Raw genomic sequence first — 20,855 nt, forward strand, 5'->3', positions numbered from 1 at the left:
CGGTTCGCCAGATGCGATTCTCAGTACGACTGCCTGGCAGACGTATTAATGATAATAAAAGGAGGTAGCAAGTGACCATTGCTATTGTCATAGGCACACATGGTTGGGCTGCAGAGCAGTTAATCAAGACGGCAGAGATGCTGTTGGGCGAGCAGGAAAACGTCGGCTGGATCGATTTCGTTCCGGGTGAAAATGCCGAAACGTTGATTGTGAAGTACACCGCTCAACTTGAGAAGCTGGATACCAGCAAAGGCGTGCTGTTTCTCGTTGATACATGGGGCGGCAGTCCGTTTAACGCTGCCAGCCGCATTGTCGTCGATAAAGAGCATTACGAAGTCGTCGCCGGGGTGAACATTCCTATGCTGGTGGAAACCTTCATGGCGCGTGACGATAACCCGAGCTTCGATGAGCTGGTCGCACTGGCTGTCGAGACGGGTCGCGAAGGCGTGAAAGCGCTGAAAGCACAACCGGTTGAAAAACCTGCACCTGCTGCCGTGGCACCAAAGGCCGCAGAACCTGCAAAACCAATGGGCCCGAACGATTATATGGTCATTGGCCTTGCACGTATCGATGACCGTCTGATCCACGGCCAGGTCGCTACGCGCTGGACCAAAGAAACCAACGTTCGCCGCATTATCGTCGTCAGCGACGAAGTGGCCGCCGACACCGTACGTAAAACCCTTCTGACCCAGGTTGCACCACCGGGCGTGACCGCGCACGTTGTGGATGTCGCTAAAATGATCCGCGTTTATAACAACCCGAAATATGCGGGTGAGCGCGTGATGCTTCTGTTCACAAACCCGACAGACGTCGAGCGCATTGTTGAAGGCGGCGTGAAAATCACCTCCGTTAACATTGGTGGTATGGCTTTCCGTCAGGGCAAAACGCAGGTCAACAACGCGATTTCAGTCGATGAAAAAGATATCGAAGCATTCAACAAGCTGAATGCACGCGGTATTGAGCTGGAAGCCCGTAAGGTTTCCACAGATCAGAAACTGAAAATGATGGATTTGATCGGCAAAGTGGGGAAATAAGCCCGCGCCGGTTTTTCACATAAAGATTATGCAATAGGAGAAGTACAATGGAGATTACCACTCTTCAGATTGTGCTGGTGTTCGTCGTCGCATGTATTGCGGGTATGGAATCCGTACTTGATGAATTTCAGTTCCACCGTCCGCTGGTGGCCTGTACGTTGATTGGTGCCGTACTCGGTGATATGAAAACCGGTATCATCATCGGTGGTACCCTGGAAATGATCGCCCTCGGCTGGATGAACATCGGTGCGGCAGTTGCGCCAGATGCTGCTCTGGCATCCATTATTTCAACCGTTCTGGTTATTGCCGGTCACCAAAGTATCGGTGCGGGTATTGCGCTGGCAATCCCACTGGCTGCTGCAGGCCAGGTATTGACCATCATCGTTCGTACTATCACCGTTGCCTTCCAGCACGCGGCAGATAAGGCGGCCGAAAATGGCAACCTCACGGCACTTTCCTGGATCCACGTCTCGTCCCTGTTCCTGCAGGCGATGCGTATCGCCATTCCGGCGGTTATCGTTGCCATCTCTGTCGGCACCAGTGAAGTACAGAGCATGCTGAACGCCATTCCAGAAGTCGTCACCGGCGGTCTGAACATTGCGGGCGGCATGATTGTGGTAGTTGGTTACGCAATGGTCATCAACATGATGCGTGCAGGCTACCTGATGCCATTCTTCTACCTTGGCTTCGTTACCGCTGCGTTCACCAACTTCAACCTGGTTGCTCTGGGTGTGATTGGTGCGGTTATGGCGATTCTCTACATCCAGCTCAGCCCGAAATATAACCGCGTTGCGGGTGCCCCAGCGCAGGCTGCTGGTAATAACTCCCTCGATAACGAACTGGACTAGCAGGTGAGCGAAATGGTTGATATGACAAAAAATACCACTGAGAAAAAACTCACTCCGGGTGATATTCGTGGCGTGTTCATCCGTTCTAACCTGTTTCAGGGTTCATGGAACTTCGAACGTATGCAGGCACTGGGCTTCTGTTTCTCTATGGTACCGGCCATCAAACGCCTGTATCCAGAGAACAACGAAGCACGTCGTCAGGCGATTAAGCGTCACCTGGAATTCTTCAACACCCACCCTTACGTTGCAGCCCCGGTTTTAGGCGTAACGCTGGCAATGGAAGAGCAGCGTGCAAACGGCGCAGAGATTGACGATGGTGCGATAAACGGTATCAAAGTTGGTCTGATGGGGCCGCTGGCAGGCGTCGGTGACCCTATCTTCTGGGGTACGGTTCGTCCGGTATTTGCGGCACTGGGTGCCGGTATCGCGATGAGCGGCAGCCTGCTCGGCCCTCTGCTGTTCTTCATCCTGTTCAACGCAGTTCGTCTGCTGACCCGTTACTACGGCGTAGCTTATGGCTACCGTAAAGGTGTGGACATCGTTAAGGACATGGGCGGTGGCTTCCTGCAAAAACTGACTGAGGGGGCGTCAATCCTCGGCCTGTTTGTCATGGGGGCACTGGTTAACAAATGGACGCACGTGAACATCCCGCTGGTGGTGTCGACCATTACCGGTCAGGATGGACAAACCCGCGTGACCACCGTGCAGACCATCCTGGATCAGTTGATGCCGGGTCTGGTGCCGCTGCTGCTGACCTTCGCCTGCATGTGGTTACTGCGTAAGAAAGTTAACCCACTGTGGATCATCGTTGGCTTCTTCATCATCGGTATCGTAGGCTACGCTGTCGGCCTGCTGGGTCTGTAAGACAACCCTAAATAATTCGAGTTGCAGCCAACGCACATGCAACCTGAAGTATGACGGGCTATACACCGGGGGCTTGCCCCCGGTCTTTTTATCTGGAGGATGAATGACTGTCACGGACATCGTACTGGTTTTGTTTATTGTTGCCCTTCTGGCTTACGCTATCTATGACGAGTTCATCATGCCCCACCGCCACGGCGAAACGCTGCTCTCCCTGCCCCTTTTACGCCGCGGACGCGTTGATGCGTTTATCTTCGCGGGTCTGATAGTCATTCTGATTTACAATAATGTCACCAGCCACGGTGCAATATTAACCACATGGTTATTATGTGCGCTGGCATTAATGGCGATTTATCTGTTCTGGATCCGCACACCCAAAGTCATTTTTAAAAGCCGTGGCTTTTTCTTCGCCAATGTATGGGTAGAATATAACCGCATCAGCGAGATGAATTTATCGGAAGATGGTGTGCTGGTAATGCAATTAGAACAACGCCGCCTGCTTATCCGGGTCAAAAACATTGACGACCTGGAAAAAATATACAAATTACTCGTTAAAACTCAATGAGTTGAATTCATAGCACTGGCTATATATTGTGTTTATTCCACGCAAAAAAAATATAGCCAAAGCTATATTTTGTCATTTTAAAACTCATATTTGTTAACGATATTCTCACGCTTAAATCTAAATGAAAACCGTTATCAATAAGAGAGCGGAATAATACCCTCCGGTTGTTGTTTTATATTCTCAAAATATGTTAAGGTTGCGCCCGTCGTTGGGGAGTAGCTGATTTCCTGTCCGCAGGAAATGTACGTGTCAACATACTCGTTGAAAAACGTGGCGCGTACGGATCGCTTTCAGTGCATTTATGTGCAAAGCGGTCAGGCGAGACCATAGATACATCAACTGCTGTTTACTGGGGGCAGTGATGTGTCATATGGATATCTCCCGGTCTGGACGCTTTTATGAATATCTCTGCAACTGTTCTTCTTGCCTTCGGCATGTCTATGGATGCATTTGCTGCTTCCATCGGTAAAGGTGCCACACTCCACAAACCTAAATTTTCTGAAGCCCTGCGTACTGGCCTGATCTTTGGTGCCATTGAAACGCTGACGCCGCTTATCGGTTGGGGGCTTGGCATGCTGGCCAGTCAGTTTGTGCTGGAGTGGAACCACTGGATCGCCTTTGTGCTGCTGGTATTCCTCGGCGGTCGAATGATCATCGAAGGTTTGCGCGGTAACAGTGATGACGATGAGGAGCCACTGCACCGCCACGGTTTCTGGCTACTGGTGACCACGGCGATTGCCACCAGCCTTGACGCAATGGCCGTGGGTGTCGGTCTGGCGTTCCTGCAGGTGAATATCATCGCCACCGCGTTGGCCATTGGCTGCGCGACGCTGATCATGTCGACGTTGGGAATAATGGTGGGTCGGTTTATCGGCCCGCTGCTGGGTAAGCGAGCCGAGATCCTGGGCGGTATTGTGTTGATTGGTATTGGTGCCCAAATTCTCTGGGCACACTTCGCAGGTTAAACTTCGCGCTGCCAGCAATGGATACTGAAATCCGTCTGGCAGCGAAACTCTGTCTGTTGTGCCAACGTTTCCCACACCTCGGGTTTGGCCCGCCACGCAAACGGCGTCATTTGCAACAACGCCACGGCCTCATCCCCTTTCAGGTTCATTTCATACGCCACAGACTGTTCCTGTTTCAGCGTAAAGCCCGCCAGTTGCTCTGAGTGAGGCGCATGCAGGCGCACTTCATCGTAGATCAACCCTTTCAGTTCCATCAGATGACGTGGGCCAGGCGTGACGGTGATAACCCATCCACCGGGTTTCACGACGCGTGCCAGCTCCTCTGCCTTACAGGGTGCATAGATACGCACAACCGCATCCATGCTGGTATCGTCAAACGGCAACCGGTGGCTGGATGCCACACAGAACGTCACCGCAGAATAGCGCTTTGCCGCTGCGCGAATAGCCACTTTCGACACATCCAGACCGTATGTTTCGGCTCCCTTTTCACCCGCAACCTCTGCAAACGTTGCCGTGTAGTAACCTTCGCCACAGCCGATATCCAGCACAGCACAGGCATTGTCAGCCAGGTTATCACCCAGCATCTGCGCAACGGTATCCCTGAGCGGCTGATAGTGCCCGGCATCCAGAAACGCGCGACGCGCCTGCATCATGTCAGCGCTGTCTCCCGGGTCGCGGGAGCGTTTATGTTGCACGGGCAGAAGATTCACGTACCCTTCTTTCGCCATATCAAACTGGTGCCCCTGTGGACAGGTAAAACTTTTCTCAGAGCGCGTCAACCGCGCGTGGCAAAGGGGACAGCTGAAAGACATGGTGACTCCGGGGCATTCATCAAAGGGCGAAAGTGTACCGCTATTCGCCCCGGTTATAAACGCCTGGGTTAACGCATAACGATAAGGTGATCTGAGTCCGCCGCTAAGCCGTCAGGTTTAACATTTTCCAGACGCAGAACGTTACCCATAATCTCGCTGAAAACGGGTGCGGAAACGGCACCACCGTAGTAATCCCCGTTTTTCGGATCGTTGATCACCACCACCAGTGCAAAATGTGGATCGCTGGCTGGCGCAACGCCGGCAGTATAGGCGACATACTTATCAACATACTTGCCGTCATCACCAATTTTTTTCGCCGTACCGGTTTTAACCGCGACACGATAGTCGCGAACAGCCGCCTTTATGCCGCCGCCGCCAGGTAGCGCAACGCTCTCCATCATGTGTTCCACTTCATGAGCAATCTCTTCCGGCATCACTCTGTGCCCGATAACCGGTGGATCGATGCGGGTGATCGAGAGGGGACGCTCAAGGCCATAGCTGCCGATGGTCGCGTAGACATGCGCCAGCTGAAGCGGTGTCACCATTAAGCCGTAGCCAAAAGCGAAGGTAGCCCTGTCAAGCTGGCTCCAGAACTTGCGCTGTGGTAATAGCCCTGAGCTTTCTCCCGTCAGACCCAGTCCGGTATTGGTGCCAAATCCAAAATTTCTGTAGGTATCAAGCAGATGCTGAATTGGCATGGCGAGAGAGAGGCGAGATACGCCGGTATCGCTCGATTTTTGCAGGATCCCGGTCATTGTCAGTTCGGGATAGTAGCCGACGTCGCGGATACGGTGACCATCAAGCGTATACGGATGAGTGTCGATTACGCTGTCCGGCTGCACCAGCCCCTGCTGTAATGCGGTCATGAGCACGAGCGGCTTGACGGTCGAGCCAGGTTCGAAGGTATCGCTAATCGCACGATTGCGAAAATCGTTTAACGTCGCCCCTTCACGATTATTCGGGTTAAAATCCGGGTAGCTCGCCATCGCGAGAATTTCACCCGTCTGGATATTAATTAAAACCGATGCGCCCGACTCAGCTTTATTCCATGCCACTGCATTATCGAGTGCATCTTCAGTGATGGTTTGCAGGCGTTCATCAATACTCAGCTGGATAGTATGTGCAGGGACGGGTGAAATTTCGGTCAGGTTCTCAACCACCCGTCCGTAACGGTCTTCCCTTACCTGTCTCACCCCCGCCTTACCCATAAGTTGAGTGTTAAAACTTTTCTCTACACCTTCAATACCCTGCCCATCAATATTGGTGAAACCAATAAGGTTCGCCGCAATGTGTCCGGCCGGATAAAAACGACGGGACTCATCGCGTAAATTAATACCCGGTAAATTCAGCTTATCTATCCACTGTGCCTGAGAAGGATCGACCTGGCGCGCGAGGTAGATAAATCGCCCCTGCGGGTTGTTGTTAATCCGCGATGAAAGCGTGCCAAGAGAGAGATGCAACGCATTCGCCAGAGCCTGCCAGCGATCATCAAAACCTACACCGCCTTTTGCCAGCACCGTTTTTGGGTCAGCCCATACGGCCCTGACCGGCACACTCACCGCCAGTGGTCGCCCCTCGCGATCGACAATCATCCCACGCGGGGCGTCGATCTCGACTTCACGCAGCGAACGCATGTCTTCCTGCTTAACCAGATTGTCTGGTTTAACAATTTGTAGCCAGGCAACACGTCCCAGCAAAAACGCCAGACTACAAAAAATGGCAAAACACAGCAGAGCAAAACGCACCGGGGTAAAATTTCCGGTGGTCGGTATCGTTTTCTTTTTCACCTGAACCCCAGGACTGTTAAACAACGCCCTGATTTAACGGGAAAAGCGGATATAAAGGAGGGAAAACAGTGCTACTAATCTCGCAGCTTTGCAACAAGTTGCTAACAAGAGAGGCGTTCGTAATATTTTGAAAAATAACGTTATAAAAAAGCCCCGCAGGATGCGAGGCTTTATATCTGAAAATGAAGTGCAAAAGCACTTCCGTCAGCAGTGGTTCGATCAGATAGCAGTTACGTTAACTGCAGCTGGGCCTTTCTGGCCGTCCTGAATTTCGAACTCAACGTTCTGGCCTTCAGCCAGAGTTTTGAAGCCGTTACCCTGGATTGCAGAGAAGTGTACGAACACGTCTTTGCTGCCGTCAGCAGGAGTAATGAAACCAAAACCTTTAGACTCGTTGAACCACTTAACTTGACCTTTAATCTTTGCCATTTGCAAAATTCCTTAGAGTGTTTTCTTAGCCCGCAGGCATTGACTGAGATAAAACTGAGACATTACTGCTTGAGGCACTAATATAAGGTTCGGCAGAGAAGCGGTATTCAACGACAACGTTTTTACTCAGGACTTCTTTACTGAAAATGCCACACATAAACAGAACTGTACCTCGTTTGACCCAAAACGTGTTATCACACACAACGTTTAATATGGCAAGCCATTTTTAAACGTGTCTCGATCTGCCGCACAAATTCAAACACTGCCCTGCAAGTACCTGCACAATTATGCGCAATGCTCATGGACAGTGTGACGCCTCTACACAGACTTCGCGTTACGTTCATAACCGCTGTAATCTGAGACTTTTTTACCATAGCTCAATCACTTCAGTGCGTCCAGAGCCGAAGAGAAGAATCCTTGCTACAAGCATTGAGTTAGAACAATTTGTGAAAAGTTATGCTGAAACATTACAACGCACCTGCAATGTTACAATGAAAAAAAGATGCTAATAGATACCGTTTAACTGTATTAAAAACCACCAATTAATAAGCAGGGTTATGCACCAAAATAATGAAATTTTTATGACCCTGCCTCAAAAGAAGGCAAGCAAAACGTTTCGATAAAAATAAAATATTCACCAATGGGTTCAAATGCAGAATATATGCAACAAAACAGCGAGGTGTTTACAAGGATAAATATTCACCAATTTTCAGTATCATGAATGAATTATTAACTGGTGCTAAATTAACAAGCGCCCGGGTCAACTCCTGAACCGGTTCATCGAGGGACTCGTCTGCCAGTTCAAACACGCCCCAGTGAATGGGAAATGCCAGAGGGCAGTCAAGTTGTTGCCACAACGCAACAGCAGACTGTGGATCCATGTGATGCACAGCCATGAACCATTCTGGAGCATACGCGCCTATCGGCAACGCTGCTGCGTCAATTTTGCCAAGCCGTTCCGGTATCAATAACAGCTCAGGCGAATAACCTGTGTCACCGCTAAACCAGAAGCGGTGCTGTCGCCCTTCAAAGACCCAACCGCACCACAGGGAACGGTTTCGGTTCCACGGCGTCCGCATACTCCAGTGCTGTGCGGGCACGGCGGTCAGGGTTATCCCCTGCCAGGTGATGCTCTGCCACCAGTCGAGTTCAACAATGCGTCGGGCTCCCCGACGACGAAACCAGTCCGCCAGACCTAAAGGGACAAACAGGCTCACGTCAGGAAAGCGTTTCAGGATACGGCGAATCGTCGCGTTATCGAGATGATCGTAATGGTTATGAGAGATCACCACCGCATCAAGTTGCGAAAGGTGTTCAACAGAAATAGCGGGAGGTGTTTTGCGCTGTGGCCCTAAAAACGGAAGCGGTGAAGCGCGCTGTGAAAAAACCGGATCGGTGAGGAGGGTATTGCCATCCATCTGCAGCAGCAAACTCGCGTGCCCCAGCCACCATACCCCGTCGCCTTGCGGTTGATTCAGTTCGGCAGGCTGCCACCACTGACGAATGAATGCGTCATAACCGAGCGCAGGAGGCTTAGGCAAGCCCGCAACTTTGCGCGCCTTACGCCAGCGGTCAACGTCACCAGCCTGGTGCCCTACCGGATAGGTATTACGAAAACCATCTGGTGTGTGATGCTTCAGGGAGGGGTCATACCAGGGATTTTTCCAGACCATAACCACCTCCCGGGACAGACAGATTAACGTTCAGCCACCAGGCGGATAAAATCGTCTTCGCCTTCTTTGTCTTCAGCTACCGCTTCTTGCGGGGCTGCTTTCTCTTCAGGTTCATTCGCTTCGCACAGACGACGTAGCAGCGCATTCTGACGCTTTTGCTGATCGAGCAGCGCTTCCAGCAGTTCGATCTGCTCGTTAGTACGAGAACTGACGCGGTTCACGAAAAACCAAATAACCAGACCCGCAACCAGAACAACCAAAGAGATCACCAGGGACGCCATATTCAGCAGCCCTGAATTCAGTAACTCACCCATTTCACCACCTCAATAAAAACGTTCATTTTACCACTGGCGCGAAGGAAGGAAATCACCTTTAGAAAAAATGCGTGCTACCACGGAATAAACTTATTGATTGCGCAAACGCCACTAAAAAACTGTACATCCTGATCGCACATCACATTGATAGTCTGCGTCCACAGCACTACACATGCTATCAGCACAATAATCAGAATTATCCAGCGTATTTTTTTCACTCCACACTCCGTCTTAAGGCCTGAAGTTACCAGGTTATCACGCTTATCTTAAACAGGGACTAACTGTAACTTCATCAAGCTCTTTTCAGAATCATGTACTTGTTTCATTACGTAAACAGGTTACGCTTAAGAGCATGACAACGAAGAAAAAGAGGCAATGATGCGTTTAATCATTCGAACCCTTATTGCGCTGGCCGTGCTATGGACTGGCCTTCTGCTAACCGGTTACGGTGTCCTTGTGGGCAGCACCGAAAACGCGGCTGGGTTAGGTATCCAGTGCAAATACCTGACAGCCCAAGGTGTAAGCACAGCACAGTATCTGCATTCTGACAGCGGTATTTTCGGGTTATCGAATTGTCCGGTGTTCCGTAAAATGACCGTCGTGGTCGATAACGGGTAACACTCTGCCAGACGTAACCATAAAAAACGCCGCAAAAAATGCGGCGTTTTTTATTCTCAACGACGGTTAAAACGGATAGTCGTTGTAACCCATCTGCTCAGAAATTTTGCGCGCAGCGGTATGAAGAATAGCAACATATTCACGCAGACGCTCTTCCGAGAAACGCAGCGTCGGGAAGGAGATACTCAGCCCCGCAATGACAACGCCAAAACGGTCGAATACAGGAACACCGATACAGCGCAGCCCTTCTTCCTGCTCTTCATTATCTTCGCCATAACCCTGCTCACGCACTTTATCGAGCACGACCATTAGCTCATCAGTATTAGTAATGGTTCGCTCAGTGCTGCGCTTGTATTCCACGCCTTCGAGGATCTGTTTCACCTCTTCACGGTCACGCCATGCCAGCAGAACTTTACCAATTGCAGTGCTATACAGTGGGTTACGGCGGCCAATGCGCGAATACATGCGCAGGCTGTACATGGAGTCAATTTTATGGATGTAAACAATGCTGTCTTCATCCATCGCCCCCAGGTGGATGGTCTCTTTCGTCAGGCGGGAAATTTCACGCATCTGAATATCTGCGCTACGGATCAGATCAACGTTTTGCAGCGCGCGGGCACCTAATTCGAACAGTTTTAGCGTCAGAGAATACTTTTCAGATTCGCCTTCCTGTGCAACATATCCCAGGGACTTCATGGTTTGTAAAAAGCGATAAACAGTGCTTTTCGACATCATTACACGCTGTGATAACTCTGTAATACCTATTTCACGCTCTTCTCCGAGCGCCTGTAAGATGCCGAACACCTTCAACACGGAAGAAACAGAATCTGGCTGCTTATCCAAATCTGCGATTGCCATTTATCACCTCATAGAGAGTGTTTTATAAAAATCAGAACCTGTTTTTATTATAAATTCCCGTCATGTTACCTGCAATCAATCCCCGTTTGCTTCGTTACAAATCTGCTGCATAAAGAGGCATTAATAATGCTAAAATAGTTACCATGAGAATAATTTCACACTGAGCTTTTCACTCGTAATGGAAAAAAACCTTTCCGATGGTCTGCCTTTGCCCCAGCGATACGGCGCTATTGCGACAATTATCATCGGTATTTCGATGGCCGTCCTTGACGGTGCAATTGCCAACGTTGCCCTGCCAACCATTGCCAGCGACCTTCATGCTTCTCCCGCCAGCTCCATCTGGATCGTCAACGCCTACCAGATGGCGATTGTTGTTTCCCTGCTCTCACTCTCTTTTCTGGGTGATATGTTCGGTTATCGCCGGATCTACCAGTGCGGGTTGGCTGTATTTACGCTAACCTCGCTTTTCTGCGCCCTTTCAGATTCACTGCATACCCTGACGCTCGCCCGAATTGCGCAAGGGTTTGGCGGCGCAGCGTTGATGAGTGTAAACACCGCATTGATTCGTTTAATCTATCCGTCACACCAGTTGGGCCGCGGTATGGGGATCAACTCATTCATCGTGGCCGTATCGTCAGCCGCCGGGCCGACAATTGCGGCCGCAATTCTCTCTGTCGCCTCATGGCAATGGCTGTTTGCGATTAACGTACCGCTGGGCATCGTGGCACTCTTCTTTGCGCTGCGCTATCTCCCGGCGAACGGCTCTAAAAACACAACCACACGCTTTGACCTGCCGGGTGCAGTAATGAATGCGCTGACATTTGGCCTGCTTATTACCGCTCTTGGCGGTTTTGCGCAAGGCCAGTCACTCATGCTTACCGGGGCAGAGCTCGTCGCCCTGCTGGTGATCGGTTTCTTCTTTGTACGACGCCAGTTGGCTTTACCGGTGCCGCTATTACCGGTGGATCTGCTACGAATTCCGTTGTTTTCGCTGTCTATCTGTACCTCAGTCTGCTCGTTTTGCGCCCAGATGCTGGCACTGGTCTCCCTGCCCTTCTTCCTGCAAAGCGTGGTTGGACGTTCAGAAGTTGAGACCGGGCTGCTGTTAACACCATGGCCGCTGGCGACAATGGTGATGGCTCCGCTGGCGGGGTATTTGATTGAGCGCGTGCATGCCGGATTGCTTGGCGCACTGGGGTTGATTGTGATGGCGACAGGACTTTTCGCGCTGGCGCTGCTCCCGTCGTCACCCTCCGATCTGGATATTATCTGGCGTATGATCCTGTGCGGCGCGGGTTTTGGCCTGTTCCAGTCACCTAATAACCACACCATTATTACTTCAGCACCACGCCATCGCAGTGGTGGAGCCAGCGGTATGCTGGGAACCGCGCGCCTGCTGGGGCAAAGCACCGGTGCGGCCCTGGTCGCCCTGATGTTTAATCTTGCCGGACAAAATGGTAACCACATTGCACTCCTTACCGCAGGAACCCTTGCCACCATCGCCGCTATCATCAGTGGGCTCCGCATCACTCAGCCCAGAGTACAGGCATAAAAAAACCGGGCGGAGTGTTCTCCTGCCCGGTTCATTGCAACTCTTCAGCGTTACTTCAGGTATTCCCCGCTGCGCAGCGCTTCAATGCGTTTATCCAGCGGCGGGTGAGACATAAACATTTCGCTCAGCGATTTCGATTTACCGTTAATGCAGAATGCCATCATGCTGGTGGCTTCCTGTGGCTCGTAACTGGTTTTCAGACGCTGCAACGCTGCAATCATCTTCTCACGCCCTACCAGTTTTGCAGAGCCGGCATCCGCGTGGAATTCACGGTGGCGGGAGAACCACATGGTAATGATGCTTGCCAGAATACCGAATACCAGCTCCAGCACCATCGAAACAGCGAAATAGATCAGCGGGTTGCCGTTGCTCTCTTCACCGTCGTCGCGGTTGCCACCCATGAATCCAGCGGCAATTTGCGCCAGAATACGGGAAATGAAGATAACGAAGGTGTTCACTACGCCCTGAATCAGGGTCATGGTCACCATGTCACCGTTCGCGATATGGCTGATTTCGTGAGCGATGACCGCTTCAGCTTCATCACGGCTCATGTTCTGCAACAGACCGGTGCTGACAGCAACCAGTGACGCATCGCGACGGGCACCCGTGGCAAAGGCGTTGATATCCGGTGCATGATAAATCGCCACTTGCGGCATAGCGATCCCGGCCTGCTGGGATTGCTGTGCAACCGTATTCATCAGCCACTGCTCCATATCGTTGCGCGGCTGTTCAATAACCTCACCACCTACCGATTTCAGTGCCATCCATTTCGACATGAGAAGCGAAACGAAAGAGCCCCCGAAACCAAACAGCAGCGCCATAATCAACAGACCCTGAACGCTGCTCGACCGAATTCCTGTCAGGCTTAGCACCAGCCCGAAAACCACCATAACCGCCAGGTTGGTGAGCAGGAAGAGCGCGATTCGCATCATAATTTTCTTTTAACCTCAGTTTAACAAAACGCACTATGCGATTACCCACATCGTATGGGTATTGTGGCTATTTTCAAGGATCCAGCATGTGTAAGTCACCAGAAAGACACAACTTTACACAATTGAAAATCTGATTGACGGGAGGATGCAGAACTTAAAAAAAACAGGCACAATTTCTTGTGCCTGTCGGGAGATTATTTTGCCGGAGCAGGTTGCACGGCAGGTTTGTCTTTTTCCTGATTCGCCAGGTCGAGAGCGATATGAACCGTCTCGTCCAGATACGGATCGGGCTCCTGGTAATCTTTAGGCAGATCGTCCAGTTTCTTGAGCAAAGGCTTACCTTCACGTTTGAAACGATCGTTGATACGCGCCAGACGCGTTGCATCGTCTTCCGCGTTCTCTTTCTCACGCTGAGCGTAGTTAAGAGACACAATATTCCGTTTATCTTTCATGGCATTGAAACGAGCAATGTCTTTCATGATGTACTGGAATTCCGGATCTTTCGCGATACGATCGTTATGATCTTTCAGCAATTCAGGGCCAAACTGCGTCATATCACCTGATTTCACGTAAGTCGCGGCATTGATGCTATCCCACGGCAACGCGTTATCTTCAAACTTCTCGCCGGTTTCAGTCTCTTCCGTGCCTGTCGGCATCATGATGTCCGGCGTTACGCCTTTACGCTGCGTACTGCCGCCGTTCACGCGGTAGAACTTCTGAATGGTGTACTGTACAGAACCCAGTGCCGGCCATTCCGGACGCAGCATCTGATCGTAGATACGATTCAGAGAGCGATACTGCTGAACGGTACCTTTACCGAACGTCGGCTCACCCACGATCAGCGCACGACCATAGTCCTGCATTGCCGCGGCAAAGATTTCAGATGCAGAAGCACTGAAGCGGTCGACCAGAACCACCAGCGGGCCTTTATAGTAGACCACACCATCGTTGTCGGCATCTTCGCGTACTTTACCGTTGTTATCACGCACCTGAACCACCGGGCCAGACGGGATAAACAGGCCTGACAGAGAAACCGCTTCGGTCAGTGCCCCGCCGCCATTGCTGCGCAGGTCAATGATCACGCTGCTGACATTCTGCTTCTCAAGCTTCTGCAGTTGCACTTTCACATCGTCGGTCAGACCAACGTAGAAGCCAGGGATATCAAGAACACCCACCTTCTCTTTACCCACGGTTTTCACCGACATTTTCACCGCGCGATCTTCCAGGCGGATACGCTCACGCGTCAGGGTAACGATACGGGTTTTGGTGCCTTTGCCTGCAGGCAACACTTCCAGGCGAACTTTGCTACCTTTCGGACCTTTAATCAGCGCAACCACATCATCCAGACGCCAGCCGATCACGTCGACCATGTTCTGGCCGGTTTGCCCGACACCCACAATGCGGTCACCAACGCTAATCGCTTTGCTTTTCGACGCCGGGCCACCAGCAACCATCGAGTTGATCACGGTGTAATCATCGTCCATCTGCAGCACCGCACCAATACCTTCCAGAGACAAGCTCATTTCGGTATTGAACTGTTCGGTATTACGCGGGGAGAGATAGTTGGTGTGCGGGTCGATTTCGTGAGCAAAAGCGGTCATCGCCAGTGAGAACACATCTTCACTGTTGGTTTGCGCCAGACGACGAATGGCCGATTTATAACGACGCGTCAGCGTGTCACGGATCTCTTTTTCGTCTTTGCCAGCGAGCTTAAGGCTCAGCTCGTCATATTTTACCTTTCCGTCCCACAGCGCATTCAGTTCGGCTTCATCTTTCGGCCACGGTGCTTTACTGCGGTCCAGATTAAAGGTGTCGTTGCCGGTGAAGTCCATCGGACGTTCCAGCACTTTCAGCGCATACTGGTAACGCTCAAAGCGACGCTTTTGCGACAGGTTATACAGATCGTAGAACAGGTCCAGTTTGCCGGAGCGCAGCTCGTCACCCACGTCGGATTTGCGTTTTGCGAACTGCTCGACATCGCTGGCAAGCAGTACGTTATGGCTGTAATCCAGCAAGTTCAGATAGCGGTCAAAGATTTTGGCCGAAAAGGCCTGATCGAGATCGAACTGACGATAGTGCGAACGAGTGAAGCGTGACGTCACACGCTCACTCACCGTCGCGTGCTGCGTCTCTTCCTTCAATACCGGAATTTGATCAACACGCGTGATATCGTCCACTGCGAAAGCATGGCCTGTTATGGCAAACAGACCCGCCAGCGCGGTGAGCTTAAAAAAAGTGTTCATGCCAGGCTTGGCCTCCGTTTCAGAACAACAAGTGTTCTGCGCGTACAATCATTGACATACCAGAAGTCAGCTGTACACGAACGCCATCTTTGGTGATTTCCAGTACGGTGGCGTCCATCGCATTGTTACCCGCTTTTACCTTCAGCGCCTGACCTACGCTCAGTGCGTTAATGTCAGAAACCGGGGTATGGCGCTGCTCTTCACGAGGCGCACGCGGGGCTCTCGCTGCTGGTTTGTCAGCACGCGGTTTGCGATCGTTATTCTCATTGCGACGCGGTGCAGGACGCGGTTTACGCTCACGACGAGGTGCGTCTTCCTGACCGTTTGCCGCTGCTGCTTCACGCTTTTTCGCTTGCTGTTCAGCACGTTGTGCCTGAACGCGTGCTTTGGCTTCTTCCAACTGCTTACGCGCGTGCTCAACGTGCTGCTCATCCAGCTCACCGCAAGGGTTGCCGTCGAGATCAACACGGGTCGCGCCCGCTTTGATACCGTACAGGTAACGCCAGCTCGAAGTATAAAGACGTAAGGCGGAACGAAGCTGAGTTTTGCTGAGGTTCATTTCCCCCTCAACACGTGCCACCAGATCCTGAAAAATACCGACTTTCAGGGGACGAGCTTCACCTTCAGCGCTGAAGCACTGTGGGAAACGCTCGGCCAGAAATGCGATAACTTCTTTACTGCTATTCAACTTAGGTTGATTTTCCATGAAATTTCCTGATTACAACGGACGTTGCCAACAAGCGCAGGCATGAACAGGCGTCATTATAATGACGCTATCAGTAAATGCTACGTTATCCGTTGATTATCCTGCGACGCTCGCAAAGAATTTTTGATAATCGGTTGCTGCAAGAACGTTTTCCAGGTTCGCTACCAGCTCGCGCAGCCCTTGTTCGTCCTCGGTTGTAAAGCGACTGAAGACCGTACTGTCGATATCCAGAACGCCAATAATCTGATTTTTCACCACCAGCGGAAGGACGATTTCGGCGTTGCTGGTCGCATCGCAGGCAATGTGCCCATCAAAGGCATGAACATCTTCTACGCGCTGAACCTGATTTGTCGCAACAGCGGTGCCACACACTCCGCGTCCCACCGGAATACGCACGCAGGCAATTTTCCCCTGGAATGGCCCAAGCACCAGCGTTTCACCTTCAAGAAGATAAAAACCGGCCCAGTTCACACCAGACAGACGCTCAAACAGTAACGCACTTGTATTTGCCAGAGTGGCTAAGAAGCTGGTTTCACCTGCCATCAATGCCTTAAAATCGCGGTTAAGATCCGCGTAGAATTCTGTTTTGTTCATTATTCAATCACTTGGTTGTCTTACAAAACTACCGCATAGCCTATTAAAATAAGCATTAAATGCGCTTATGCTCAAGATGAATCCGTTCATGAGTTAATATAACGTTCAACATTACTTATTTGTGCGCAACTGATGGCCTTAAAAATAACCAGAATTACGCCGACCAAAAAGATAACTGTCCGTACGGTAAGCGAAGCGCTGCCTCGAGCACATTATCAGCGTTGCCCTCAGTGCGATACGCTTTTTATGTTGCCGAAGATGAAATCGCACCAAAGTGCCTTTTGTCCTCGCTGTAACGCCAAAATTCGCGACGGCCGCGACTGGTCACTCACTCGACTCGCTGCAATGGCGGTCGCCATGCTGTTGCTGATGCCGTTTGCCTGGAGCGAACCGCTGCTGAAACTCTATCTTCTGGGCGTGCGCATTGATGCCAACGTGCTGCAGGGGATCTGGCAGATGACACGCCAGGGTGATCCACTCACCGCCTCAATGGTGCTGTTCTGCACCGTTGGCGCACCGCTGGTTCTGGTCGCCGCCATCGCTTACCTTTGGCTTGGCAACATTCTGGGGATGAACCTGCGCCCTGTCCTGCTCATGCTGGATAAACTCAAAGAGTGGGTGATGCTGGATATTTATCTGGTTGGCATTGGCGTCGCCTCAATTAAGGTACAAGACTATGCGTTCTTACAGCCCGGCATTGGCCTGGTGGCCTTTATCTCGCTGGTGTTGCTCAGTATTTTGACCCTGATCCACCTGAATGTTGAACAGCTCTGGGAGCGATTTTATCCGCAGCGCCCTGCCACGCGCCCCGATGAAAACCTCCGCGTCTGCCTGGGATGCCACTACACCGGGTTAGCTGACGCGCGCGGACGCTGCCCCCGCTGCCATATCCCGTTAAGACTTCGGCGCAACAACAGCCTGCAAAAATGCTGGGCGGCGCTGATTGCCTCGGTGATGCTCCTGATCCCTGCCAACATGATGCCGATTTCCATTATTTACGTGAATGGCAGCCGTCAGGAAGATACCATCCTCTCCGGTATTGTCTCGCTCGCCCATAGCAACGTTGGCGTGGCGGCAATTGTCTTTATCGCCAGTATTCTGGTGCCGTTTACCAAAGTGGTGGTGATGTTTACCCTGCTCATCAGTATTCACTTTAAATGCGAGCAGGGGTTACGCTCGCGCATTCTGCTTCTGCGGCTGGTCACCTGGATTGGCCGCTGGTCGATGTTGGATCTGTTTGTGATTTCGTTGATGATGTCGCTCATCAATCGCGATCAGTTACTTGCTTTTACAATGGGACCCGCAGCTTTTTACTTCGGCTCTGCGGTGATATTGACTATTCTTGCTGTGGAATGGCTGGATAGCCGCTTACTTTGGGATGCACATGAGTCAGGAAACGCCCGCTTCGCCGACTGAAGCGCGAATTAAAACAAAACGCCGCATTTCGCCATTCTGGTTGCTGCCCGTCATTGCGTTGATGATCGCAGGCTGGCTTATCTGGACGAGCTATGAAGATCGCGGCAATACCATCACCATTGATTTCCAGTCTGCTGACGGCATCATCGCCGGGCGTACGCCTGTGCGTTTCCAGGGTGTAGAAGTTGGTACCGTACAGGATATACGGCTTGGCAAAGGGCTGAACAAAATTCAGGTGCGTGCCAGCATTAAATCAGACATGCAGGATGCGCTGCGCAGCGAAACACAGTTCTGGCTGGTAACACCCAAAGCGTCTCTGGCCGGTGTTTCAGGGCTGGATGCGCTGGTTGGCGGTAACTACATTGGCATGATGCCCGGTAAAGGTGAGCCGCAGGAGCATTTCGTCGCGCTCGATACGCAGCCCAAATACCGTCTGAACAACGGGGATTTGATGATCCACCTCCAGGCCCCGGATCTCGGTTCGCTGAACAGTGGCTCGCTGGTGTACTTTCGCAAAATCCCGGTAGGCCGCGTCTACGATTATGCTATCAACCCCAACAAACAGGGCGTCACTATTGATGTGCTCATCGAACGCCGGTTCACGAACCTGGTGAAAAAAGGCAGCCGTTTCTGGAATGTTTCAGGTGTGGATGCTGACGTCAGCCTGAGCGGTGCGAAAGTGAAGCTTGAGAGCCTGGCCGCACTGGTCAATGGTGCCATTGCCTTCGATTCCCCGGAAAACTCTGGCCCTGCCACCACAGATGATACATTTGGATTGTATGCCGACCTGGCACACAGCCAGCGTGGCGTGATCGTCAAACTCACTCTGCCCGATGCCAAAGGGCTGAAAGCCGGTTCTACTCCACTCATGTATCAGGGATTGCAGGTTGGGCAGCTCACTAAAATGACGCTCAATCCCGACGGTTCTGTGACCGGGGAGATGACCGTTGATCCGAGCGTGGTTGATCTCCTGCGCGAAAAAACGCGTATTGAAATGCGCAGTCCGAAGCTGTCGCTGAGCGATGCCAGCATCAGCAGCCTGCTGACCGGCAGCACTTTTGAGCTGATCCCGGGTGAAGGCCAACCGAGCAACAGCTTCGTTATCGTCCCTGCGGATAAATCCCTTCTGCAAAAACCAGGCGTTATCACGCTGACGCTGAATGCCCCGGAAAGCTACGGTATTGAAGCCGGTCAGCCGCTGATTTTGCATGGCGTGCAGGTCGGCCAGGTGCTGGAGCGTACGCTGTCGGAGAAAGGTGTGAGTTTCTCGGTGGCCATCGATCCTCACTATACCGACCTGGTGCATGGCGACAGTAAATTCGTGGTCAACAGCCGTGTCGACGTGAAGGTGGGTCTGGACGGCGTGGAGTTCCTTGGTGCCAGCGCCAGCGAATGGGTGAACGGCGGGATCCGTATTTTGCCAGGTGAGAAAGGCCCGATGCGCGACAGCTATCCACTGTATGCCAATCTGGACAAAGCAGTTGAAAATAGCCTGAGCGATCTGCCAACCACCACACTGACCTTGAGCGCCGAGACGCTGCCAGACGTGCAGGCCGGCTCCGTTGTGCTCTACCGTAAATTTGCCGTCGGGGAAGTGATCACCGTTCGCCCGCGGGCAGACGCATTTGATATCGAACTGCACATCAAACCTGAGTACCGCAAGCTGCTCACGCCAAACAGCGTGTTCTGGGCCGAGGGCGGTGCAAAGGTTCAGCTCAATAGCAGTGGATTGACCGTTCAGGCCTCTCCGCTCTCCCGCGCGTTGCGCGGTGCGATTAGCTTCGATAATCTCAGCGGCGCAGGCGCTAACCTGCGCAAAGATGATAAACGCATCCTGTTCCCGTCTGAAACCGCTGCCCGTGCCGTTGGTGGGCAGATTACCCTGCATGCCTTCGATGCGGGCAAACTGGCTGAAGGGATGCCCATCCGCTATCTGGGCATTGATATCGGGCAGATCCAGAAGCTGACGCTGATTACCTCACGTAATGAAGTGCAGGCTACAGCGGTACTCTACCCGGAATATGTCCAGACCTTTGCCCGCACGGGTTCGCGTTTCTCCGTGGTGACACCGAAAATCTCAGCGGCAGGGGTTGAGCACCTCGACACCATTTTGCAGCCGTACATTAACGTCGAACCCGGCCAGGGCAATGCCCGTCGTGATTTTGAACTGCAGGAAGCCACCATTACCGACTCGCGCTATCTTGATGGCCTGAGCATCGTAGTGGAAGTACCGGAAGCGGGCTCGCTAAACATCGGCACACCGGTTCTGTTCCGCGGTATTGAAGTGGGTACAGTAACTGGCCTGACGCTGGGAACATTGTCCGACCGCGTCATGGTGGCACTGCGCATCAGCGAGCGTTATCAGCATCTGGTACGTAATAACTCCGTGTTCTGGCTGGCATCCGGATATTCACTGGACTTTGGTCTGACCGGTGGAGTAGTGAAAACCGGGACATTCAACCAGTTCATTCGCGGCGGTATCGCCTTCTCCACGCCACCGGGTACACCTCTGGCACCGAAGGCGCAGCCTGACAAACACTTCCTGCTGCTCGAAAGCGAACCAAAAGAGTGGCGTGAATGGGGCACTGCGCTGCCGCGTTAATCTCAGGGCTCCGGTGTCAACGCACCGGAGCCTTTATGTTACACTG

At 52.0% G+C, this 20,855-nt stretch carries 20 protein-coding genes and 1 pseudogene; 9 read left to right on the forward strand and 12 right to left on the reverse strand.

Annotated features, from left to right (window positions below; all coding sequences use genetic code 11):
- Nucleotides 1-71 precede the first annotated feature (71 nt).
- From manX to mntP, 5 genes are all read left to right on the forward strand, one after another.
- Complete coding sequence (gene manX / locus ACJ9N4_RS02290; protein WP_182271776.1) at nt 72-1,034, forward strand: PTS mannose transporter subunit IIAB; 963 nt, start codon at nt 72-74, stop codon at nt 1,032-1,034.
- Between the two features lie 47 nt (nt 1,035-1,081).
- Nucleotides 1,082-1,882: a PTS mannose/fructose/sorbose transporter subunit IIC gene (locus tag ACJ9N4_RS02295; RefSeq protein ID WP_182271777.1), complete on the forward strand. Its 801-nt coding sequence runs from the start codon at nt 1,082-1,084 to the stop codon at nt 1,880-1,882.
- Nucleotides 1,883-1,894: 12 nt separating this feature from the next.
- Complete coding sequence (locus ACJ9N4_RS02300) at nt 1,895-2,746, forward strand: PTS mannose transporter subunit IID (protein WP_182271778.1); 852 nt, start codon at nt 1,895-1,897, stop codon at nt 2,744-2,746.
- 103 nt (nt 2,747-2,849) lie between these two features.
- Nucleotides 2,850-3,308: a DUF986 family protein gene (locus tag ACJ9N4_RS02305; protein WP_182271779.1), complete on the forward strand. Its 459-nt coding sequence runs from the start codon at nt 2,850-2,852 to the stop codon at nt 3,306-3,308.
- Between the two features lie 398 nt (nt 3,309-3,706).
- On the forward strand, nt 3,707-4,273 hold the full coding sequence (mntP, locus tag ACJ9N4_RS02310) for a manganese efflux pump MntP (RefSeq protein ID WP_182271780.1): 567 nt from the start codon (nt 3,707-3,709) through the stop codon (nt 4,271-4,273).
- Here the strand turns inward: mntP and rlmA are convergent.
- The 7 genes and pseudogenes from rlmA to mgrB form a co-directional block, all read right to left on the reverse strand.
- Nucleotides 4,270-5,085, reverse strand: a complete 816-nt coding sequence (rlmA, locus tag ACJ9N4_RS02315) for a 23S rRNA (guanine(745)-N(1))-methyltransferase (RefSeq protein ID WP_182271781.1) — start codon at nt 5,083-5,085, stop codon at nt 4,270-4,272. The genes mntP and rlmA overlap by 4 nt on opposite strands.
- 68 nt (nt 5,086-5,153) lie before the next feature.
- On the reverse strand, nt 5,154-6,872 hold the full coding sequence (gene ftsI / locus ACJ9N4_RS02320) for a peptidoglycan glycosyltransferase FtsI (protein WP_182271782.1): 1,719 nt from the start codon (nt 6,870-6,872) through the stop codon (nt 5,154-5,156).
- 219 nt (nt 6,873-7,091) lie between these two features.
- Entirely contained in the window at nt 7,092-7,301 is a 210-nt protein-coding gene (cspE, locus tag ACJ9N4_RS02325; RefSeq protein ID WP_001062678.1) for a transcription antiterminator/RNA stability regulator CspE, read from the reverse strand.
- 12 nt (nt 7,302-7,313) lie between these two features.
- A pseudogene (locus ACJ9N4_RS02330) lies at nt 7,314-7,458 on the reverse strand (DUF2627 domain-containing protein).
- Between the two features lie 526 nt (nt 7,459-7,984).
- Nucleotides 7,985-8,974 carry an MBL fold metallo-hydrolase gene (locus ACJ9N4_RS02335; RefSeq protein ID WP_395121614.1) on the reverse strand — a complete coding sequence of 330 codons (990 nt, stop codon included), beginning with the start codon at nt 8,972-8,974 and terminating at the stop codon, nt 7,985-7,987.
- 23 nt (nt 8,975-8,997) lie between these two features.
- Nucleotides 8,998-9,288: a YebO family protein gene (locus tag ACJ9N4_RS02340; protein ID WP_182271784.1), complete on the reverse strand. Its 291-nt coding sequence runs from the start codon at nt 9,286-9,288 to the stop codon at nt 8,998-9,000.
- 74 nt (nt 9,289-9,362) lie between these two features.
- Nucleotides 9,363-9,506 carry a PhoP/PhoQ regulator MgrB gene (gene mgrB / locus ACJ9N4_RS02345; protein ID WP_182271785.1) on the reverse strand — a complete coding sequence of 48 codons (144 nt, stop codon included), beginning with the start codon at nt 9,504-9,506 and terminating at the stop codon, nt 9,363-9,365.
- A gap of 160 nt (nt 9,507-9,666) precedes the next feature.
- Between mgrB and ACJ9N4_RS02350 the strand changes: the two genes are divergently transcribed.
- A complete protein-coding gene (locus ACJ9N4_RS02350; protein WP_182274530.1) occupies nt 9,667-9,906 on the forward strand; it encodes a YobH family protein in 240 nt (79 codons plus the stop codon).
- Nucleotides 9,907-9,972: 66 nt separating this feature from the next.
- Here the strand turns inward: ACJ9N4_RS02350 and kdgR are convergent, their stop codons facing one another.
- Nucleotides 9,973-10,764 carry a DNA-binding transcriptional regulator KdgR gene (gene kdgR / locus ACJ9N4_RS02355; protein ID WP_182271786.1) on the reverse strand — a complete coding sequence of 264 codons (792 nt, stop codon included), beginning with the start codon at nt 10,762-10,764 and terminating at the stop codon, nt 9,973-9,975.
- 178 nt (nt 10,765-10,942) lie between these two features.
- On the opposite strand from kdgR, the gene ACJ9N4_RS02360 reads away from it, so the two are divergent.
- Nucleotides 10,943-12,316, forward strand: coding sequence for an MFS transporter (locus ACJ9N4_RS02360; RefSeq protein ID WP_182271787.1), 1,374 nt, complete (start codon nt 10,943-10,945; stop codon nt 12,314-12,316).
- 50 nt (nt 12,317-12,366) lie between these two features.
- Here ACJ9N4_RS02360 and htpX read toward each other — a convergent pair whose 3' ends face one another.
- From htpX to ACJ9N4_RS02380, 4 genes are all read right to left on the reverse strand, one after another.
- Entirely contained in the window at nt 12,367-13,248 is an 882-nt protein-coding gene (gene htpX / locus ACJ9N4_RS02365; RefSeq protein WP_182271788.1) for a protease HtpX, read from the reverse strand.
- 194 nt (nt 13,249-13,442) lie between these two features.
- Nucleotides 13,443-15,491 (reverse strand): carboxy terminal-processing peptidase, encoded by a 2,049-nt coding sequence (gene prc, locus ACJ9N4_RS02370; protein ID WP_182271789.1) that lies wholly within the window; start codon nt 15,489-15,491, stop codon nt 13,443-13,445.
- A 19-nt stretch (nt 15,492-15,510) separates the two neighbouring features.
- Nucleotides 15,511-16,197, reverse strand: coding sequence for an RNA chaperone ProQ (gene proQ / locus ACJ9N4_RS02375; RefSeq protein ID WP_411500215.1), 687 nt, complete (start codon nt 16,195-16,197; stop codon nt 15,511-15,513).
- Nucleotides 16,198-16,293: 96 nt separating this feature from the next.
- The gene (locus ACJ9N4_RS02380) at nt 16,294-16,791 is read right to left on the reverse strand and encodes a GAF domain-containing protein (protein WP_182271790.1); all 498 of its coding nucleotides are present in this window, start codon (nt 16,789-16,791) and stop codon (nt 16,294-16,296) included.
- Between the two features lie 132 nt (nt 16,792-16,923).
- On the opposite strand from ACJ9N4_RS02380, the gene yebS reads away from it, so the two are divergent.
- Together yebS and ACJ9N4_RS02390 are read left to right on the forward strand one after the other, a co-directional pair.
- Nucleotides 16,924-18,207: a membrane integrity lipid transport subunit YebS gene (gene yebS, locus ACJ9N4_RS02385; protein WP_182271791.1), complete on the forward strand. Its 1,284-nt coding sequence runs from the start codon at nt 16,924-16,926 to the stop codon at nt 18,205-18,207.
- Complete coding sequence (locus ACJ9N4_RS02390) at nt 18,176-20,809, forward strand: MlaD family protein (protein ID WP_411500216.1); 2,634 nt, start codon at nt 18,176-18,178, stop codon at nt 20,807-20,809. Before yebS ends, ACJ9N4_RS02390 begins: the two co-directional genes overlap by 32 nt.
- The last annotated feature ends 46 nt before the right edge of the window (nt 20,810-20,855 follow it).

It is taken from the genome of Enterobacter sp. LM3 (assembly GCF_046622475.1).
Classification (GTDB): Bacteria; Pseudomonadota; Gammaproteobacteria; order Enterobacterales; family Enterobacteriaceae; genus Enterobacter; species Enterobacter cloacae_P.

Coding starts and splice junctions, on each gene's coding strand:
- ACJ9N4_RS02295 (WP_182271777.1), top strand. CDS start 1,082: ATGGAGATTACCACTCTTCAGATTGTGCTGGTGTTCGTCGTCGCATGT.
- ACJ9N4_RS02300 (WP_182271778.1), top strand. CDS start 1,895: ATGGTTGATATGACAAAAAATACCACTGAGAAAAAACTCACTCCGGGT.
- ACJ9N4_RS02305 (WP_182271779.1), top strand. CDS start 2,850: ATGACTGTCACGGACATCGTACTGGTTTTGTTTATTGTTGCCCTTCTG.
- mntP (WP_182271780.1), top strand. CDS start 3,707: ATGAATATCTCTGCAACTGTTCTTCTTGCCTTCGGCATGTCTATGGAT.
- rlmA (WP_182271781.1), bottom strand. CDS start 5,085: ATGTCTTTCAGCTGTCCCCTTTGCCACGCGCGGTTGACGCGCTCTGAG.
- cspE (WP_001062678.1), bottom strand. CDS start 7,301: ATGGCAAAGATTAAAGGTCAAGTTAAGTGGTTCAACGAGTCTAAAGGT.
- ACJ9N4_RS02335 (WP_395121614.1), bottom strand. CDS start 8,974: ATGGTCTGGAAAAATCCCTGGTATGACCCCTCCCTGAAGCATCACACA.
- ACJ9N4_RS02340 (WP_182271784.1), bottom strand. CDS start 9,288: ATGGGTGAGTTACTGAATTCAGGGCTGCTGAATATGGCGTCCCTGGTG.
- ACJ9N4_RS02350 (WP_182274530.1), top strand. CDS start 9,667: ATGCGTTTAATCATTCGAACCCTTATTGCGCTGGCCGTGCTATGGACT.
- kdgR (WP_182271786.1), bottom strand. CDS start 10,764: ATGGCAATCGCAGATTTGGATAAGCAGCCAGATTCTGTTTCTTCCGTG.
- ACJ9N4_RS02360 (WP_182271787.1), top strand. CDS start 10,943: ATGGAAAAAAACCTTTCCGATGGTCTGCCTTTGCCCCAGCGATACGGC.
- htpX (WP_182271788.1), bottom strand. CDS start 13,248: ATGATGCGAATCGCGCTCTTCCTGCTCACCAACCTGGCGGTTATGGTG.
- prc (WP_182271789.1), bottom strand. CDS start 15,491: ATGAACACTTTTTTTAAGCTCACCGCGCTGGCGGGTCTGTTTGCCATA.
- proQ (WP_411500215.1), bottom strand. CDS start 16,197: ATGGAAAATCAACCTAAGTTGAATAGCAGTAAAGAAGTTATCGCATTT.
- ACJ9N4_RS02380 (WP_182271790.1), bottom strand. CDS start 16,791: ATGAACAAAACAGAATTCTACGCGGATCTTAACCGCGATTTTAAGGCA.
- yebS (WP_182271791.1), top strand. CDS start 16,924: ATGGCCTTAAAAATAACCAGAATTACGCCGACCAAAAAGATAACTGTC.
- ACJ9N4_RS02390 (WP_411500216.1), top strand. CDS start 18,176: ATGAGTCAGGAAACGCCCGCTTCGCCGACTGAAGCGCGAATTAAAACA.